The sequence below is a fragment of the Pseudomonas sp. GL_103 genome, from assembly GCF_057835175.1.
The window spans coordinates 5,326,559-5,344,345 of the sequence record NZ_CM174420.1; the positions used below are offsets into that span (position 1 = coordinate 5,326,559).

Consider the following 17,787-nt stretch of genomic DNA (forward strand, 5'->3'; position numbering starts at 1 on the left):
AGTAACCCATGAACATTCATCCCATTCACACCGAAGAGGATTACCGCGCCGCTCTCAAGAGCGTCTCTGCACTGTTTGAGAATGAACCAGAAATTGGCACTCCCGAGGGAGATTACTTTGACATCATGATTACGCTGATCGAATCGTATGAGTCGAAGCACTTCCCGGTCGACTTACCCAATCCTATCGATGCGATCAAGTTCAGAATGGAGCAGTCCGGGTTGTCCGCCGCCGATCTTGCACCCGCCATCGGCCGCACAAATCGTGTTTATGAAGTACTCAATGGCAAGCGAGCGTTGACGCTTCCGATGATCTGGAAACTGCACGAACTGTTCGGGATACCCGCTCAGAGCCTGATCAAGCCGGTCAAGCACGCTTGACCGGTTTGATCAGGGGCGGCTCTGGCAAGCATACCTATCGATAATACGGGCGATGCAAAACTCTGCTTATCGACTGATCTTCAACCCCTGCCGAACCTGGTGTTTTTCCAGCGCCAGCTCGATCAGTCGCGTCACCAGTTCGCTGTAGGTCATGCCGGTGGCCTGCCACAGTTTCGGGTACATGCTGATGCGGGTGAAGCCGGGCAGCGAGTTGATTTCGTTGATCAGCACTTCGCCGCTGTCGGTCAGGAATACGTCGACGCGGGCCAGACCGGAGCAGCCTAGTACCTGAAATGCCTCGACGGCCATGGCGCGAATGCGTTCGCTGGCCTCGACGCTGATGTTGGCCGGCACCACCACTTCAGCAGCCGTGTCGTCGATGTACTTGCTGTCGTAGGAATAGAACCCGCTGCGCACCACGATTTCGCCGCAGCCACTGGCGATGGCGTCTTCGTTGCCGAGCACCGCGCATTCAATCTCGCGGCCGCTGACGGCAGATTCGATCAACACCTTGGTATCGAAACTCATGGCCAGCTCCACCGCAGCGCTGTACTCAGCCTCGTCGGTGACCTTGCTCACGCCCACGGATGATCCCTGATTCGCCGGTTTGACGAACAGCGGCAAACCCAACTTGCCCTGCACCTCGGCAAACCCGGTGCGCGCCGCCGTGGCGCGGGTCAATGTCACGAACGGCGTCACCGCCAGGCCGGCATCACGCAGCAGGCGCTTGCTGATGTCCTTGTCCATACACACGGCCGAGCCGAGCACATCGGAGCCGACAAACGGCAGATCTGCCATGCGCAGCAAGCCTTGCAGGCAACCGTCTTCACCGAGGGTGCCGTGGACAATCGGGAAGATCACATCGACGTGACCGAGCATTTCCTGGCTGGAAGTTTCCACCAGTTGCTGACTGGCTTTGCCCGGCACCACAGCCAGTTCGCGATTGGACTGATTGAGGGCGATCAGCGCCGGGTTTTCCTGGTTCAGCAAAAAATTCGAAGGGTCGTTGAGGTGCCAGTGGCCTTGTTTGTCGATGCCGATCAGCACCGGTTCGAAACGTGAACGATCCAGCGCATCGACAATGTTTTTCGCCGACTGCAGCGACACTTCGTGCTCTGCCGAACGGCCCCCGAAAATGATCCCCACGCGCAACTTGCTCATGACCTGGCCTCACCTGACGAATAGAAAAAACGACCTGCAGAGAATGGCCACACAGTGCAGTATTTGCCCCTGGTTTTCTAGCGCACATGTCCCCTTCCGATCAGAAGACAGGAAGTCGCTGCCTGGGTTACCGTGTTGCACATCGATCCAAAGACGATCATCACCATGGCCAAGCAACTGCCCCGCAATGACTGGTTCCATCGCGCGCCCGATGTCGGCGGGCTGCAGCGTTTCGAGGCGTTTTTTGCCGGCCATGGCTACGACCTTCACCGCCACGACACCTATGCCATCGGCCACACCCTGGCCGGGGTGCAGAGTTTTCAGTATCGCGGTGGCAGGCGTCACAGCCTGCCGGGCAAAACGATCGTGCTGCACCCGGACGAAGCCCACGATGGCGAGGCCGGCACCGAGTCCGGTTTCCAGTACCGGATGATGTACATCGAACCGGCGCTGATCCAGCAGATGCTCGGCGGTCAGCCGCTGCCGTTCATCAAGACCGGGCTGTCGAACGACCCACGTCTGTTCGCCGCCACGGGAGCGCTGCTGCGCAGCCTGGATTGCCCGCTCGACCCACTGGAAGAGCAGGACGCGCTGTTCGATCTGGCACAAGCCTTGAGCACGGTTGGCGGTGTCCCGACCAAACGCTCGGGATTCGACTACATCGCTGCGCAGCGCGCCCGGGAATACATCCACAGCGCCCTTGATCGCACGGTGACCCTGGATGAACTGGCGCAGCACAGTGGCCGGGATCGCTGGAGCCTGTCGCGGGATTTTCGCCTGTTGTTCGGCACCAGCCCCTATCGCTACCTGACCATGCGGCGTCTGGACATGGTCCGCACGCTGCTGATTCAGGGGCAGACGCTGGTCAGCGCAGCGCTGATCGCCGGCTTCACCGACCAGAGCCACATGACTCGGCAATTCAGCAAAACCTACGGCCTGTCTCCGGCCCGCTGGATGAAGATGCAGCGCCGCTGAGCCACGCACAATCGTACAAGAAGCGCATCGAGCCGCTGGCTATCGTGGGTTCACCAACAACCGCGAGAGCTGTTTCATGACTGCTTACGAAAGCCTGAACTTCGCTGAAAAAATCAGCCGGATCGATTCCCACTGGTCACCCCGGGTCATCGCCGAAATGAACGAGTACCAGTTCAAGGTGGTGAAGCTGCTGGGGGATTTCATCTGGCACGACCACGTCGATACCGACGAAACCTTCATCGTTCTGGAAGGCCGGTTGCGCATCGACTTTCGTGATGGCCACGTGCTGCTGAACGCCGGGGAAATGTATGTGGTGCCCAAAGGCGTCGAACACAAACCCTGCGCCGATCAGGAGGTAAAGCTCCTGCTGATCGAACCCAAGGGTGTGCTCAACACCGGCAGCGAAGGTGGCGAACGCACGGCCGAGAATGATCTGTGGATTTGAGCGCCAACTGGCTCACACCGGCAGGGTCTTGCCGTCCACCGGATCGCCAATCTTCAGGAAATGCCCGCCCGCGACATGGTGCAGGGTGCGCAAGGCATCCTGCCCTTCGAAGTGCCAGCGGCCTTCGCTGAACACGCGCTCGTCGGCTTGGGCGGCAATCACTTCGGCCAGGAACAGGTCGTATTGCTGGTGATTGTTCGGCTCCGGCAATAGGCGACACTCCAGCCAGGCCACGCAGCCTTCGAGCATCGGCGCATCGACCGACTCGCCGGTGAAGGTCTGCAAGTCGTAGGTCTCGAACTTGTCGCGGCCCTGACCCCGGGTCAATTCCAGGCCGGAGGTCGAGCCGACGGTCTGCACGATGTCGGCCTGGGCGGCGCAAGGCACGTTCAGCACAAAAGTGCCCGCGGCTTCCAGCAACTGGCGAGTCCAGGTGGACTTGTCCAGCACCACGGCAATTTTCGGCGGTTCGAAATCCAGCGGCATGGCCCAGGCTGCCGCCATGATATTGCGCTGACCACCGTGGGCCGCGCTGACCAGCACGGTCGGGCCATGATTGAGCAGACGATAAGCCTTGACCAAGGGAACCGGACGGCGGTGGGAAACGCTCATGGAAGTCTGCTCCTGGGGAAAAGAGCCGATTGTAACGACATCCCAAACGAAAATATCGCAGCCTGCGGTCGCTCCTTCGAAGTGGTCCATCACCCGAGCAGGTACCATTCAACCGCTTGTTCGTGTCGTGTGATCCTGTCGGAAAAGGGCCAAGTGCGCATCTGGTAGCGCTGGACCAGTTGTGTCGGCAAGATCTCGCCCTGTTCGAAATACCGGGCGACGCTCCTGTCTACTGAGTGGTGACGGGGAAGCCAGCCCACCTTCCAGTATCCACTTACCGGACAGGCTTGGCCGCTATGGCAGTTCGGTGCCGACAAATGAGATTGGCTGAATGCAGGCGATCCCGGTAGACCCTTTCCAGTGGCCGGGTCGAGAAGCCTGGCTTTGGCCAGTTGGTTGATTAGCGCTTCGCTGGGTTTTTCAGGGGGGACATTGGCCAGGCGTTCTTCGAGCCATTGGAGCTTGCCGTCCCAGGCGGGCAACGGGGCAGGCGGCAGCGGGAGGATTTCGTTGATTTCGGGGACTTTGGGATTGGCGTAGGAATAGCCTGAGAGGATTTTCCAGATTTTTTTGTAGCGATCGGCGCGTTCGAGGTCTTCCTGTTGGCCGAGGTAGTACAACCGATCATCCGGCTCCGGACCACGGAAGCCCTCGCTCAAAAAAGACGCCGAAGTGCTGTCACCGGCCGCAACGCCAAGTTGGAATCCATCAAGTGCTTCTTGAAAATGACCATCTGTCGACAGATCAACACCTAGGTCGGAGGCTGCATCACCGTGCCCCTGCTCGGCCGCGCAACGGCGCATTTTCCGGGCAACGTCCGGGGCAATGTTGATCGGCGCCAACTTGTCTGCGACATAGGCTTGAGCTAGCGGATTACCTTCATCGGCGGCTTTACGGTAGTAACGCAACGCTATTTCGTGATCTTTCTGCAGCCCCGCCGAACCGTTCTGCAGGAAGATGCCGACAAAGTAATATCCCGTTGCCACTCCGGCGTTGATCAGTTGCTCACTCATGCGCAAATGCTCTTCACCACGGAGTTTGAAAGTACCGCGCATGGCACCGTTCTGCAGATTGATATTGGCCTTGTAGTGGCCATTTTCACTGGCGATGCGGAACAAGCGCTCGATCTCTGCATCAACAGCCTTGTCCTGCTTGAGCTGGTTGTTTTTTTGCAACCAGCGTGTGTAATGGAACAGCACATCGGCTTCGGCGGAGGCCGCAGGGATCTGCTCGTGTACACAGCTGAAAGCCAGCTTGGCCTTGACTTCAGTTAATGGGTTCAAGTGCGTCTCCTTGGTCGAAGTAGAAGTAGGATTACTGGTATCGCAGGCGACCAGCAGCAGACATGTCAGCAACAAGACCCGGCGCATCAGTCGAGGTCCGACAGGTCGGATTCGCCGAAATAGAACTCGACGAGGGGGGCATAGGGAATCAATTGTTTGGATTGAAAATTCTTATTCCGTTTGATGATGTCTTCCCAGGCTTTGAACGCCTCCTCCGGATCATCCTGTGCGCCCAATCCATTCGTATGCATCTCCCACAACCGCCGTCGCATCGCCTGCGTCACACTCGCCCACTCATGAGCAATGTTCAGTTCGCTATCCACCTGCATGCTGCGGGTGTTGATGTTGGCCGAGCCGTGAGTGGTGAACACATCGTCGACGATCATTAGCTTGGAGTGGATGTACACCGGTATCCATTCCTTACCCGCCGGCGAATCGGGGGCGACCAGCGAGCACACGTGGACTTTCAGACCGGGTAACTCCGGAGGACGAACGAAAGCATCTCGCTCAATTGCCCTGATTTCATCACTGAGCACCGCCTGCCGCCACTTGTTGTCCGAAGCACTGTCCCGTTGAGCTTCCCTGGCTTTATCGCTGAGATCGGTTCCTCCCATCGCGTCGGTAAGGCCCGTCAGCATGAGCAACGCCTGACGCTCCAGGCGTTCGCCAAAGCTGGTTTCCAGTGCGGCAGCCTGCGCTTTTGCCTGTTCGGTGCGCCGTAGCTCGGTGATTTTTGGCATGGTATGACCATGCCCGAGGCTTTCCAGCATGCGCTGGGTGTTCACGGTGCCGGAGCCTATGCCGCCCTTGCTTGCGTTGGTGATCACAAACAGGTGCAAGGGGCCATGTACGGCGGGGTCGCGCCCGGCCTTGGTCTGGCCGGCGGCGACGGCCTTGATCAATTCGGCCAGTGGCGGCCAGCGGAAATACTGGTTTTCGATGTAGATGAACTGGGTCGCGTTGTTGACGGCTTGCAGGTAGAGCTGTTCGATGTCCCGTTTGCCCTCCTGGGCTTGGGTGCGCAGGATCTGCGCGATCTGTCGGGTGGCGTCCGGAGAGCATTGCAACTGCGGCCCGATCTCTTTGGCTTGGCGCAGGTCGAGCAAGTTTTCGCCGGTTTCCTTGCGCCAGGCGCTGGCGAAGTTGTGGTGCAGGTGTTCCAGGATGGGCCCGCTGACCTGGCTGGAAATATCCTGACGTGGGGTATCGCCACGCGGGCCCTTGTTGGGGGCGGGTTTGGTGTCCTTGTCACGGTTCACCGCCAGATGGTCGTTGGTGTCCCAGTACTCGTCGAGCATGTTGTGACCCATGACGAAACCGATGGCACGGTCCGGCAGTTCATAATCGACAAGAACGGTTTTTTGATGATGGGTCGCTGTCGCAGTCAGGATGAATTGCGTAGTGGCGCTGACCTGCGGGTCGAGACTTTTGTACATCGCCTGATGGGCTATTTCGGCCCTTTCAAACACGCTGAAACCGCGACTGACGAACACTGGCGTGTTGCGAGCCGCCAGATGCGCAGCGGCCATGTTGTCGGCTAGCGAACAGTTGGCAAACCACTGGCGGTCATAAGCATATTGCTCAGCCGTGGAGGGTTGCATCGCCCGGTCGTATATCCGGTACGGGCCTTTACCGGGTAGATTGGCTTCGTCGGCAAAACCCGCGCTGTTAAACGGCATTTCCCACCCCAGTATCCGCACCTTGACGCCTTCGCGAGCCATGGCCATCAGCAATTCACCGATACGCGGCGATATTCCATCGCGGATGAAATACATCGATGGCTGAAAGCCCCAGCAGATGATGTCGACAGTTGCCTTGGCCTTTGAAATGGCCAGGTGCACGGCCCGGAACGTTTCTTCGCCATTGATCAATGGTTGATAAGTCGCCATGGCGGGAGGGTATTCGGTATTGCGCACATACCATGGCGGGGTACAGGTCACCTTTTGGGTGTGCTGGAGTGCGACCGGCGTGACGATCTCGTATTGGCTCATTGTGTTTTCCCTTCCTGATCACTGGCTCCTTCCATCACCGTGACATACAGGCCTCGGTGATCCGTGTGCGATGTGGGTTGACTCACCTCGGCGTGGGCTTGCGAGGGATGGTTGTGAAGGCCGCGATTGGCGAGTTCCGCCTGTCCGGCGTTGCGGTATTCGGTTGGCACCGGGATCTGGTAGGTCACACCGTTGGCCATGACCAATCGGTAGCCCCGTGTCACCACCTGATGATCGATCAGTAATTGCCCGGAAGCGTCCAGCACACCTTGCTTGAGCTCGGCGCCGTCGGCGTACAGCGTGTAGGGCATGCCTGCCCAGACTTGGTGGTTGGCGTTGGGGGTTTGCGATACGTTGAATCGCAGCGTCTGTTTGGACAGGCTTTGCGGGTAGTCCGGGTGCGTGGCCTTCATGCTCGCCGGGCCACTGTAGTCGTAGTACGCCGCCTTGACCTTGTGATCCCCCGCCGTGCCGGACTCGATGCAACACTCATCCAGGCTGAGGTAACTGCCGCCGCCATTGAGGACGATTTTCTTCTTCGCCGTGATGTGGATTTCATCTTCGGTGCTGGTGATGTCCAAGCCGTGCCGGGCGATCAGTTCCAGTTTGTCGTTCTGTGCCTGCACACTCACCGGGCCCTGATTGGCGATCAGCTTGATGCCGAGCTTGCGCACGAACAGGCTCACCCCCTGCCCCACGCCGATGAACAGACGCTTGACCACGCTGAGGTCCGCCTCGCCGCCGGCGTTGAGCATCAGGTTGTCCTTGGCCGCCAGTTGCAGGTGCTTTCCACTGGTGAGAGCGATGCCCTGCGGGGCGCTGAGCAGCAGGACTTGGGACTTGAGCTGTTCCAGGTCCTGGCGCAACAGGTTCAGTTGCGCGGCCACGTCCGCCGGTTCGGCAGTGGCGGTCTGGGCGTCGCTGGAGAGTTGTTGCAGCTGTTCACCGGCCTGTTGCAAGCGGGCCACGGCGGCGTCCATGTCCAGCACCGCGCCTTGCGCCTTGGCCTGCGCATCGGCACTGATGAACACGCCCTTCCCTGCACGCAAACTGCCCCAGTCATCGGTGCGCAGCTCAAACCCTTCCCCACGCTTCTTCCGCTGGCCATCCACCAGATGCCCCAGGTTCAGCTGGCTCTTGCCGCCATACTCGGTACTGAGCTTGACGTGCTCCTGCCCCCGCGTGTCGTCCAGTCGCAACTTGTTGTTCGCCGGCGTGCGCAGCACGTTGCGGTGGTCGTTGCGCTGGGTCACCAGGTCCGGGTGCTGGTCGTCGTGCAGGGCGTGGGCGATGTAGGGGCGGTCCGGGTCGCCCTGTTCGAAGGCGATGGCCACTTCGGTGCCAGCGATCAGCGGCAGGTGCAGGCCGTAGGTGTCGCCGGCGTAGGCGCGGGCCTGGCGCAGCCATTTGCTTTCGCGGCCGGCGGGCCAGGTGTCGCGGTCGAAGAGGAACTTGACCCGGCAGCGCCCTTGCAGGTCGATTTCGGTGTACAGGGGGTTGCTCTGGGGGTGGGTAACGCGCGCCGGCAGGGTGCCGGCGATCTGTGGTTTGGGCGGGACCTCTGGGCGAAAGCACAGGCGCAGGGCGTAGGGCATGGCCTCGAAATCGCAGGTCAGGCTGCGGTCGCGGGCGGCGCGGGTGGTGATCTTTGTGATCACCACGCGGGAGGCGAAGGCCTTGGGGGCGTCGCCGCTGATGGTCAGGACCTGGCCCGGGGCCAGGGTGGCGCTGCTGCTGGTGCCGCTGAGGTGGGTCTGGTTGTTGAGGTAGCGTTCGTGGCGCAGGCGCGCATAGAAAAAGCCGCTTTCGCTTTGCAGGTCTTCGTCGCGCAGGTGGGACTTGCCGAGCACGCGGTAGGGTTCGGCGTAGTGGTAGGCCTCGCCGTAGGTGTTGTCGGCGACGCCGCGGGTCGTGGCCACGCCGTGGGTGGCGGGCTCGCCGTGGGTGGCGGGCTCGCCGAGGGTCTGGTCGACCTCGCCGTCGAGGTAGGCGCGGCTGTCGTCGGGGTGGTAGGCGCGTACGCTGACGTGCTGTTCCACCACCCGGTGGTGGGTTTGCAGATCCCAGACGCTGTCCTGCTCGCTGTTACTGAAGCCCGACGGCGAGCGCAGCGGCAGTTCGACGTCGAACTGGTAGCAGCGCTGGTCGTCGCAGAACTCGACGACGTCGAAGGCGAGCTCTTCGTGCTGGATGCAGCGGAACCAGATGCCGACGTCGGCCAGGATCCGGCTGATGAAAGCCAGGTCGCTTTCCTGGTACTGCATCACCTGCTCGCGTTGCGGGTAGTCACGCTTGAGGTTGAAGCGAAAGTGCCCCGTGTCCAGACCATGGCGGTCGCGCAGGATGCTTTTGACGATGTCCGGCACGGACTGGTGCTGATAGATCCGCGTTTGCTGGCCGCGATCGAGCAGGGCCAGACGCGGTTGCAGGGTGACTTCGTAGCGGGCTTCGTCGACCGAGCCGGACAGGCGTTGGCAGGCGGTGATGCGGCCATAGACGGTGCGCATGGGCTTGGGCGGCCTGGGCACTTCCCAGTCGAACACGGGCACGTTGGACGGTGCGTCGTACAGGCTGAACTCGGCGTACTGGCCGATGAATTTTTCCGCGCCGATGTCGAGGTCGCTGGCGGTGAATTCGATGCGGTAGAGGTAGGGTTGGCTGAGGTACTCATGGCCCTCGAAGGTAAGGACGTCGAGGTGGGTGTCGAGGCCATCGATCTGTAGTTTGTGGCGGCTGTGGTCGAAGAAGACGGGCAGAATGGTGTTCAAGTACGGACCTCCCTGGGACATTCGGGGGAGGCTTCATTTCCATCCCCGTTCAAGCGCTCGACAGCTTTCAGGAAGGAAAAAAAGGTTGATATAGGATGCTTCCGGCGCACTCGTAGGATGCGTCCGAGTGTTAACACCACTAACCTGTAGGACCGTTCGCTATCTTGTCGGCGCCCAGTGCCGCGGCTGCTTTTTGACAGGGTTAAACCGTTCGGGTGGAACGCCACTCCAGAGCGCAACCCCTGCGTGTTTAAAAGCCCTCAAGGTTACTTCGTGAAAGCCACAGCGCCTTGCGTCGTTGCCTACACATACTCCAGAATCCGCCGGCTTGTACGCCTTGGGGCTGGGTTTTATCGTTTGCTGGTCGCTGAAAAAAAACAGCGATCGGGTTTGGTAGCCCGTCCTCATATGGCGTATAGCGTCACCATTTCCAGGTGCTTTTCTACGGCACTTGTATCAATGGTGACCATGCGCAGGGCACCCTCGGGTGCGCCGGGTTTGCCATATGGGCCGGTCTACCAACCTTCGCATGGTCACCACCTTTCGTTTGGTAGCGAGGGTGATGACTCCATCAATCCCATATGGAGTTTCATCTATGTTCAAACCGACACCTACCCCCCCGGAAACCGATCCGGAAACGTCTTCAGAAACCCTCGATTCAAATACACTTCACGAGCCGTCCGAACGTATCCCCTCAGCCGCTGACATCCGCGCCACCCCACGCAAGCTCTGCACCATGTTTATCGTCAACACGGACCTCCATGCCGAAACCCTGCTCACCCATGCCTGCGAATCGCTGGCCTCGGCAAACGTCATGACCATGGATCTGGCTGATCGTACGGAGGGGACGAGTCGCAATACGCTGTTGGGGATTGCCCAAGTCATCATGCTGGGGGAACTGGCGGTGAACCGGGCGCTGTATCGGATTGATCCGCCCGAATAGAAATCAAAAGATCAAAAGATCGCAGTCTGCGGCAGCTCCTACATTGGATTGGCGTACATCCTGTAGGAGTTGCTGCACGCAGCGATCTCTTAGCGATCAGACACTAGTTGGACAACTGATTGGCAAACTGCCCCACCGCATTGACCACTTTCTGCGCGCCGTCCTGGATCTCGACAATCACCGTACCCGCTTCCGCCGCCAGTGCCAGGCCCTGCTCGGCCTGAAGCTTGCCGTCGGTCATCAGGGCCACGGCGTTACGCGCCATGTCCTGGTTCTGCCGCACCACGAGGACGATTTCGTCGGTGGCCTGGCTGGTGCGCGAAGCCAGTTGCCGAACCTCATCCGCCACCACGGCGAAGCCCCGGCCCTGCTCGCCCGCACGCGCCGCTTCGATGGCCGCGTTGAGCGCCAGCAGGTTGGTCTGCTCGGCAATGCCGCTGATGGTTTTGACAATGGTACCGATCACCAGCGACTGCTCGTTCAGGGCTTCGATGCCATCGCCGGCGGTTTGCATATGCCTGGCCAGGTCTCGCATCACGTCCACGGCCTGGGTCACCACGGCGTTACCGCGCTGGGCGCTTTGGTCGGTTTGCTGCGAGGTGCTGTAGGCAATGTTGGCGGCCTCGGCGACGGCTTGTTCCTGATTGACCTGATCGGTAATCACCGTGGCGAATTTCACCACCTTGTAGAGCTTGTTGTTGGCATCGGCCACCGGGTTGTAGGACGCCTCCAGCCAGACTGTACGACCATGGCTGTCGACTCGTTTGAAACGGTTGGCCACGAATTCGCCCGCGTTCAGGCGACGCCAGAAGTTCTGATACTCGGCGCTGTTGTAATCCGCCGGCTCGCAGAACATGCGGTGATGTTTGCCCTTGATCTGCGCCAGGCTGTAACCCATGCCGCTGAGGAAGCGGTCGTTGGCGGCAAGCACGTTGCCGTTGAGGTCGAATTCGATCACCGCCGTGGAGCGCACCAGTGCGCCGATCAGGTTCTCGTGTTCGCGGGAGGCCTCGATGGTGCGGGTCAGGTCGCTGGAGAAGATCGAAAAATGCCTGATCCGCCCATCCGCCGAGCGCACCGGTTGCAGGATCGAACGCAACCACGCTTCCTGGCCGGTACCGCGCAACAGGCGCACTGTGCCGGCGAAGTGCTCGCCACGGGTCAGCGCGTTCTTGAAACGCAGCTGGAATTCATCGGATTTCACGTGATCCGGGACCAAGTCGTCGATGTGTCGGCCAATCAGCTCACCGCTCTTGTAATGCATTTCGCCAAGGAAGTTCTGATTGACCGACTGGACCCGTCCATCGCTGTCGAGGGTCAGCACCAGCATCTCGCTTTCCAGACTTTCCTTCACTTGCTGAAGGCTGGAGAGTTCTTCACGAAGAGCCGACAGCTCCTGCTTCAAGCGTTTATTGAACATGGGAAAGCACCGATGGACAGGGGTAGAAAGCGATATGCAGCCTAACCATCGGCCTTGGAAACATTTACTTAAGCGTGTTTCAGGCCTGTCCTGTAAAAATAGTTACGACGCGCACAATCAATGCGCGCCAGCCGCAGAACAGCCTGCGATTCTCGGCATCCGCGCACCGAAATAAGCCGCACTGCCCACGCCCACCGCCCCCATCACCGCACTGAACATCACGCAGATCCATGGACTCCACGGCATCAGACCGATCAACAACAGCGGTGTGACACTCGCCCATGCGGCATAGGCAATGTTGTAGGTGAACGAGATGCCCGAGACGCGAATCCGCGCAGGGAACAGGCTGACCATCACCGATGGCACCGCCCCGACCACCCCGCAGGTCAACCCTGCCACGGCGTAGGCCAGGCCGATCCAGTCGCCGCCCATGATCAGGCAGGCATACAGCACGCCGATGCCCAGCGGCAGCAGCAGGCTATAGAGCATCACCGTGCGCCAGGCGCCGATGCGATCGACCAGCAGCCCGGCGAGCACGCAGCCGATGTTCAAGAACACGATACCCAGTGCGCTCAAGGCGAAGGTATGGCTGGCGGTCATGCCAAAGGTTTTCTGCATCATGGTCGGGGTGATGACCACGAACACCACCACGGCCGAGGTCAGCACACAGGTGAGAATCATCGCCGGCAAAATGGCCAGCCGATGCTCGCGCAAGACCGTGCGCAGCGGCAGTTCGCCGGCCGCCTCGCGTTGCGCCTGCATGGCCATGAACACCGGGGTTTCGCTGAGCCAGCGACGCAGCCACACGCCAATCACCCCAAACACGCCGCCCAACAGGAAGGGGTAACGCCAGGCGTAATCGAGGATTTCCGTCGGAGTGAACGCCTGCGCCAGGAAGGTCGCGGTCAATGCGCCGATCAAATAACCGAAGGTCAACCCCGCCTGCAAGAAACCCAGGGCATAGCCGCGATGGGCGATGGGCGCGTGCTCGGCGACGAATACCCAGGCACTGGGCACCTCGCCGCCCACCGCCGCACCCTGGAGGATGCGCAGGGCCAACAGCAGCAAGGGTGCGAAATAGCCGATTTGCGCGTAGGTCGGCATGATCCCGATCAGCAGGCAGGGCAACGCCATCATCAGGATGCTCAGGCTGAAGACCTTCTTGCGCCCCATACGGTCGGCGAAGTGCGCCATCAGGATGCCCCCCAGCGGTCGCGCCAGGTAACCGGTGACGAAGATCCCGAAACTTTGCAGCAGGCGTAGCCACTCGGGCATTTCAGGCGGGAAGAACAACTGGCTGAGGGTCAGGGCGAAAAACACGAAGATGATGAAGTCGTAGATTTCCAGCGCCCCGCCGAGAGCGGCGAGCCCGAGGGTCTTGTAGTCCGAGCGGTTGAACGGCGTCGGGCGCGAATCGGTGTTGGCAGTCATGAAAAGAACTCTGGCACAGGCAAAAACCAAGGCGCCCATGGTCTACGCAAACGCACCGGCGGACAACCCGTTAGACCAAAGTCTCATAGCCACGAAACAGCCCCGCAAAAATCCTCGGCTTGAATTAATGTTGGCGCCTGTCCGGACGGGCGGTTACTGCCCCGAAGACCAAAAAAAACATAAAAATCCGAGGTACCCCCGTGGCCGCTGATATCGAAGATAGCCGCTCCGCCCGCTTTGCCCTGCGCTGCTCAAGTTTTGCCGAACGCTGGTTTCCCGATTCCTGGGTGTTTGCTGCCCTGGCCGTGATTATCGTGGCCCTGGCCACCATGGCGATGGGTGCCAAGCCTACCGACGCCGCGATGGCGTTCGGTGACGGGTACTGGAGCCTGATTCCCTTCACCATGCAGATGGCCTTCGTGGTGATCGGCGGTTATGTGGTCGCCAGTTCGCCACCGGCGGTGAAACTGATCGACCGACTGGCAATGCTCCCGAAAAACGGCCGCTCCGCCGTGGCCTGGGTCGCGCTGATCTCGATGGTCGCCTCGTTGCTGAACTGGGGCCTGTCCCTGGTGTTCGGCGGACTGCTGGTGCGCGCCCTGGCCCGCCGCACCGATCTGAAAATGGACTACCGCGCCGCCGGTGCCGCCGCGTACCTGGGTCTCGGTGCCGTGTGGGCATTGGGCCTGTCGTCATCGGCCGCACAATTGCAGGCCAACCCGGCCAGCCTGCCGCCATCGATTCTGTCGATCACCGGGGTGATTCCGTTCACGCAGACTATTTTCCTCTGGCAGTCCGGTGCCATGTTGCTGGCCTTGATCGTGATTTCGCTGATCATCGCCTACGCCACCGCGCCAGGCCCGAACTCGGCGCGTGACGCCAAGGCGTGCGGTGTCGACCCGAGCTTCAACCTGCCACCGCTGCAACCACGCACCCGCCCCGGCGAATGGCTGGAACACAGCCCGCTGCTGACGATTCTGCTGGTATTGCTGGCAGCCGGATGGCTGTTCCATGAGTTCTCGACCAAACCGGCAATCAGCGCGATTTCCGGGCTGAACACCTACAACTTCCTGTTCATCATGCTGGGCGCCCTGCTGCACTGGCGTCCGCGCAGCTTTCTGGACGCCGTGTCCCGCGCAGTGCCGACCACCACCGGCGTGTTGATCCAGTTCCCGCTGTATGGCTCGATCGCCGCTCTGATGACCACGGTCAAAGGCACCGATGCGCAGACCCTGGCGCACCACATCTCGACCTTTTTCGTCAGCATTGCCTCCCACGACACCTATGCCCTGCTGATGGGCGTGTACTCGGCGATCCTTGGCTTCTTCATTCCGTCCGGCGGCGGCAAGTGGATCATCGAAGCGCCGTACGTGATGCAGGTGGCCAATGACCTGAACTATCACATGGGCTGGGCCGTACAGATCTACAACGCCTCCGAAGCCTTGCCGAACCTGATCAACCCGTTCTACATGCTGCCGTTGCTGGGTGTACTGGGGTTGAAGGCGCGGGACCTGATCGGCTTCTCGTTCGTGCAGTTGCTGGTACACACGCCACTGGTGCTAGTGTTGTTATGGGCACTGGGGACGACGCTGGCGTATACGCCGCCGGTGATGCCGTAACCATAAAAAAGGGCCGGTATTGATATCAGCCCTTTTTGTTCCGCCCTGTCTGTTTCAGTAACTGCTGGTCTTAATACGCTGAAAAGGATCTGAGCATGTTCAAACTCGCGGCACTCACTCTCGCGGCCCTCACCCTGAGCACCACCGCCCACGCCGATGTCAATTTGAAGCTGGGCAGTACCGAACGCGTTACCCGTCTCTTCGCCTATCCCAACAACTGCAACGTGATCTGCTTTCGCAACTGGACGCTAGAACAGACCGTCGAGCATTACCTGACCCAAAGCGTGCAGCGTGATGGCTACAGCGGGGCGAAGGTTCTGATCAAGACCGATAACAATCAGCTTTATGCCGAAATCAACGGCGTACCCAACGGCTATGAAAAGCCCCTGGCCGCGCTGCTCGACGCCGGTGACCTGGCCTACAACGGCGCCAGCAAACTGAATGCCGATGGCAAGTGGGCGTATAGCTGGTACCTGTTCCTGCCGCTGGGCATGGCCCTGGAAAACCGAAAAAGCGTCGAACTGCTGCACTTCCCGCCAGACTATTCGCTGACCCAGGCCCAGGATTACCTGAGGTCCGCCACCACGGATCGCTGGGCCACGCTGCTGACCGCCAACGGCATCCCGGCCGGGCAGACGCCGGGTTACCAGACAATCATCGACATCGCCCCGATTGCCGCGCCGTCCAACGCGGGCAAGGACCTCGAAGGCGTCTACGGCTACTTCAAGGATTACCAGACCACCATGGTCAAGGAAGTCAGCCTGAACGCCAGCGGCGCAGCGCTACCGATGGTCGCCTTCGGCGCACCGGTGCGTAACTGGATCAAAGAGCAATACGGGCAGACGGTGAACGTGTTGGGCCTGGTCCAGATCACCCCGGACAACGGCGTAAAAGTCCCCGTGTTGGGCTCCAACCACCCGAGCTACATTTGGTATGCCGCCGATCCGGCAAGCTATACCGGTAGTGACGCTCAGGCCAAGGCCGATGCGGCAGGCCTGAAAGTCATGGGCCAGGATTTGAGTGCCGCGTGCTGGCAGGCCGCCATGGGCCGCCAACCGGACAGCAATCCGGACGTTGAGCTCAATACCTGCAGGCAAACCTGGCAAGTGGCCCAGAAAGAAAAAACCTGCGAGCTGTTCTACATCTCGATCCGCAACCTGTCGCCCCAGCAGGCTGTGGGCAAATGCGCGACAACTTCGATCGTGTCCCAGCTCAAGCAGCTCAAGGCCCCGGCGCCAGCCACGGCGAAACCTGCTCCGCCGTTTTAACCCGATGAACGGCGGCCAAATCTGTCACTTATGACAGTAGACCGCCCGTAGTATCTGCGAGAGGCTTGGGCTGAACCCATGTGCTGCTGTGCCGACAGGATCGTCGGCGCAAGGAAGTCGCAGCACCCAGCAGACAGGGATCGTTATGAAAGCTCACGCCCCTCAACGAAAACGCCCACAACCGCCGCAAGGTGTTTACCCCTTTTCGGAGCTGCCCGTTCACCTGGGATTTCCTTCCCTGGCCGACTTCGAAATCATTGAAAACGCCAAGGGCGAAGCCACGGCTATTGCCGCACGGCGCGAATTCCCGCGAATCACTCGTCTCTGCCGGGCTTCGGGGCACTTGCTGCCCTATCGCTGCCGGCATACCCGCCAGCTTGCCCCGGGTGTGCACGTCTACGACCCGCGCTTCTGCGGACTGTTGCGACACTCCTGCGACCCCAATGTCTTCCTGGACTTGAGCGAGTTGTGGTTATGGGCGCTGAAGGACATCAGCAAGGGTGACTGGCTGACCATGGACTTCGCCGCGACCGAAGACAAACTGCAACGCCAGTTCGCCTGCCAGTGCGGCTCATACGAGTGCCGTGGCTGGATTACCGGCTACGATGAAGAGCCGAACGCCGACGGCCAGCTGTTTTTGCAACAGTGGCGTCGGCGAAGTCTGTATTGAAGGGTTTCACAGAGGTTCGAACGGACGCAGGCGGTACTGCGGCGGCAGTTGCTCGAAACCGCTGATGGTCGCATTCAGGCTCTTCCAGCGGCCATCCTTGATGCCGTAGATGCAGCCGTGGATCGACAGGCTCTGCCCACGGTGCCAGGCGTTTTGCACAATGCTGGTGTGCCCGACGTTGGCTACCTGCTGGATCACGTTGAGTTCGCAGAGGCGGTCCACGCGCTCCTCTTCGGTGGCGTATTTGGCCAGTTCTTCGCGTTTTTCATAATAGAGGTCGCGAATCGAACGCAGCCAGCCGTCAATCAAACCGAACTGGCGATCCTGCATCGAAGCACGCACACCGCCGCAGCCATAGTGGCCGGTGACGAGAATGTGTTTGACCTTGAGTACATCGACCGCGTACTGAATCACCGACAGGCAGTTGAGGTCGGTGTGCAGCACGACGTTGGCCACATTACGGTGTACGAACAGATCGCCCGGCAGCATGCCGACGATCTCGTTGGCCGGCACCCGGGCGTCTGAACATCCGATCCACAGGAACTCAGGGGTCTGTTGGCGAGCCAGCTTGGCGAAGAAGTCAGGATCTTCCTCCTTGATCGCAGCGGCCCAACGCTCGTTGTTATCAATCAGATCTTGTAATTCGTTCATGCTTTGAAGCCTCAAGAATGATGCGCAGCTTTGACTGACAACCGTCCGTCGGGGTCACGCGCGAAATGCAGATGCTCTCCTGATCCGGAACACACGGGGCTCCATGCCGGTGGAATTCTCGGTCGCCACGCGGGTCAACCGTAGTAAGGCCTACAGTATGAGGAATTGCC

15 protein-coding genes and 1 pseudogene are annotated in these 17,787 nt (G+C 60.2%); 7 read left to right on the forward strand and 9 right to left on the reverse strand.

Annotation, left to right across the window (positions count from 1 at the left end):
* Positions 1–8: 8 nt before the first annotated feature.
* Positions 9–380, forward strand: a complete 372-nt coding sequence (locus tag AC3IP0_RS23955) for a helix-turn-helix domain-containing protein (protein WP_095945264.1) — start codon at positions 9–11, stop codon at positions 378–380.
* A 66-nt stretch (positions 381–446) separates the two neighbouring features.
* On the opposite strand, the gene ddlA is transcribed toward AC3IP0_RS23955, so the two are convergent.
* On the reverse strand, positions 447–1,541 hold the full coding sequence (gene ddlA / locus AC3IP0_RS23960; protein WP_489317228.1) for a D-alanine--D-alanine ligase: 1,095 nt from the start codon (positions 1,539–1,541) through the stop codon (positions 447–449).
* A 165-nt stretch (positions 1,542–1,706) separates the two neighbouring features.
* Here ddlA and AC3IP0_RS23965 point away from each other — a divergent pair, with 165 nt between their 5' ends.
* Both AC3IP0_RS23965 and AC3IP0_RS23970 read left to right on the forward strand, forming a co-directional pair.
* Positions 1,707–2,516, forward strand: coding sequence for an AraC family transcriptional regulator (locus AC3IP0_RS23965; protein WP_489317229.1), 810 nt, complete (start codon positions 1,707–1,709; stop codon positions 2,514–2,516).
* Between the two features lie 76 nt (positions 2,517–2,592).
* A complete protein-coding gene (locus AC3IP0_RS23970; protein ID WP_110660939.1) occupies positions 2,593–2,961 on the forward strand; it encodes a cupin domain-containing protein in 369 nt (122 codons plus the stop codon).
* Between the two features lie 12 nt (positions 2,962–2,973).
* On the opposite strand, the gene AC3IP0_RS23975 is transcribed toward AC3IP0_RS23970, so the two are convergent.
* The 4 genes from AC3IP0_RS23975 to AC3IP0_RS23990 all read right to left on the reverse strand — a co-directional run bounded on the left by AC3IP0_RS23975 (position 2,974) and on the right by AC3IP0_RS23990 (position 9,636).
* The gene (locus AC3IP0_RS23975; protein ID WP_489317230.1) at positions 2,974–3,573 is read right to left on the reverse strand and encodes a flavin reductase family protein; all 600 of its coding nucleotides are present in this window, start codon (positions 3,571–3,573) and stop codon (positions 2,974–2,976) included.
* Between the two features lie 89 nt (positions 3,574–3,662).
* Positions 3,663–4,943: an SEL1-like repeat protein gene (locus tag AC3IP0_RS23980; RefSeq protein WP_489317231.1), complete on the reverse strand. Its 1,281-nt coding sequence runs from the start codon at positions 4,941–4,943 to the stop codon at positions 3,663–3,665.
* Entirely contained in the window at positions 4,943–6,847 is a 1,905-nt protein-coding gene (locus AC3IP0_RS23985; RefSeq protein ID WP_489317232.1) for a phospholipase D-like domain-containing protein, read from the reverse strand. The genes AC3IP0_RS23980 and AC3IP0_RS23985 overlap by 1 nt, the downstream gene beginning before the upstream one ends.
* Positions 6,844–9,636: a type VI secretion system Vgr family protein gene (locus AC3IP0_RS23990; RefSeq protein ID WP_489326067.1), complete on the reverse strand. Its 2,793-nt coding sequence runs from the start codon at positions 9,634–9,636 to the stop codon at positions 6,844–6,846. The genes AC3IP0_RS23985 and AC3IP0_RS23990 overlap by 4 nt, the downstream gene beginning before the upstream one ends.
* A gap of 574 nt (positions 9,637–10,210) precedes the next feature.
* On the opposite strand from AC3IP0_RS23990, the gene AC3IP0_RS23995 reads away from it, so the two are divergent.
* Positions 10,211–10,558 carry a DUF6124 family protein gene (locus AC3IP0_RS23995; RefSeq protein WP_489326068.1) on the forward strand — a complete coding sequence of 116 codons (348 nt, stop codon included), beginning with the start codon at positions 10,211–10,213 and terminating at the stop codon, positions 10,556–10,558.
* 103 nt (positions 10,559–10,661) lie between these two features.
* Here AC3IP0_RS23995 and AC3IP0_RS24000 read toward each other — a convergent pair whose 3' ends face one another.
* From AC3IP0_RS24000 to AC3IP0_RS24010, 3 genes and pseudogenes are all read right to left on the reverse strand, one after another.
* On the reverse strand, positions 10,662–11,270 hold the full coding sequence (locus AC3IP0_RS24000; protein WP_411741583.1) for a methyl-accepting chemotaxis protein: 609 nt from the start codon (positions 11,268–11,270) through the stop codon (positions 10,662–10,664).
* A pseudogene (locus AC3IP0_RS24005) lies at positions 11,250–11,978 on the reverse strand (PAS domain-containing protein); the annotation flags it as partial. The pseudogene AC3IP0_RS24005 and the gene AC3IP0_RS24000, both read right to left, overlap by 21 nt.
* 117 nt (positions 11,979–12,095) lie before the next feature.
* The gene (locus AC3IP0_RS24010) at positions 12,096–13,409 is read right to left on the reverse strand and encodes an MFS transporter (protein ID WP_489317234.1); all 1,314 of its coding nucleotides are present in this window, start codon (positions 13,407–13,409) and stop codon (positions 12,096–12,098) included.
* A gap of 200 nt (positions 13,410–13,609) precedes the next feature.
* Here AC3IP0_RS24010 and AC3IP0_RS24015 point away from each other — a divergent pair, with 200 nt between their 5' ends.
* The 3 genes from AC3IP0_RS24015 to AC3IP0_RS24025 all read left to right on the forward strand — a co-directional run bounded on the left by AC3IP0_RS24015 (position 13,610) and on the right by AC3IP0_RS24025 (position 16,966).
* Complete coding sequence (locus tag AC3IP0_RS24015) at positions 13,610–15,028, forward strand: short-chain fatty acid transporter (protein ID WP_489317235.1); 1,419 nt, start codon at positions 13,610–13,612, stop codon at positions 15,026–15,028.
* Positions 15,029–15,123: 95 nt separating this feature from the next.
* The gene (locus AC3IP0_RS24020) at positions 15,124–16,296 is read left to right on the forward strand and encodes a hypothetical protein (protein WP_489317236.1); all 1,173 of its coding nucleotides are present in this window, start codon (positions 15,124–15,126) and stop codon (positions 16,294–16,296) included.
* A gap of 145 nt (positions 16,297–16,441) precedes the next feature.
* Entirely contained in the window at positions 16,442–16,966 is a 525-nt protein-coding gene (locus AC3IP0_RS24025) for an SET domain-containing protein (protein WP_489317237.1), read from the forward strand.
* A gap of 6 nt (positions 16,967–16,972) precedes the next feature.
* On the opposite strand, the gene can is transcribed toward AC3IP0_RS24025, so the two are convergent.
* Positions 16,973–17,617 (reverse strand): carbonate dehydratase, encoded by a 645-nt coding sequence (can, locus tag AC3IP0_RS24030; RefSeq protein WP_008046121.1) that lies wholly within the window; start codon positions 17,615–17,617, stop codon positions 16,973–16,975.
* Between the last annotated feature and the right edge of the window lie 170 nt (positions 17,618–17,787).

Bases quoted from the DNA above. Each gene is read 5' to 3' on its own strand.
- AC3IP0_RS23955 (WP_095945264.1), top strand. From the start codon at position 9: ATGAACATTCATCCCATTCACACCGAAGAGGATTACCGCGCCGCTCTC.
- ddlA (WP_489317228.1), bottom strand. From the start codon at position 1,541: ATGAGCAAGTTGCGCGTGGGGATCATTTTCGGGGGCCGTTCGGCAGAG.
- AC3IP0_RS23965 (WP_489317229.1), top strand. From the start codon at position 1,707: ATGGCCAAGCAACTGCCCCGCAATGACTGGTTCCATCGCGCGCCCGAT.
- AC3IP0_RS23970 (WP_110660939.1), top strand. From the start codon at position 2,593: ATGACTGCTTACGAAAGCCTGAACTTCGCTGAAAAAATCAGCCGGATC.
- AC3IP0_RS23975 (WP_489317230.1), bottom strand. From the start codon at position 3,573: ATGAGCGTTTCCCACCGCCGTCCGGTTCCCTTGGTCAAGGCTTATCGT.
- AC3IP0_RS23980 (WP_489317231.1), bottom strand. From the start codon at position 4,943: ATGCGCCGGGTCTTGTTGCTGACATGTCTGCTGCTGGTCGCCTGCGAT.
- AC3IP0_RS23985 (WP_489317232.1), bottom strand. From the start codon at position 6,847: ATGAGCCAATACGAGATCGTCACGCCGGTCGCACTCCAGCACACCCAA.
- AC3IP0_RS23990 (WP_489326067.1), bottom strand. From the start codon at position 9,636: ATGTCCCAGGGAGGTCCGTACTTGAACACCATTCTGCCCGTCTTCTTC.
- AC3IP0_RS23995 (WP_489326068.1), top strand. From the start codon at position 10,211: ATGTTCAAACCGACACCTACCCCCCCGGAAACCGATCCGGAAACGTCT.
- AC3IP0_RS24010 (WP_489317234.1), bottom strand. From the start codon at position 13,409: ATGACTGCCAACACCGATTCGCGCCCGACGCCGTTCAACCGCTCGGAC.
- AC3IP0_RS24020 (WP_489317236.1), top strand. From the start codon at position 15,124: ATGTTCAAACTCGCGGCACTCACTCTCGCGGCCCTCACCCTGAGCACC.
- AC3IP0_RS24025 (WP_489317237.1), top strand. From the start codon at position 16,442: ATGAAAGCTCACGCCCCTCAACGAAAACGCCCACAACCGCCGCAAGGT.
- can (WP_008046121.1), bottom strand. From the start codon at position 17,617: ATGAACGAATTACAAGATCTGATTGATAACAACGAGCGTTGGGCCGCT.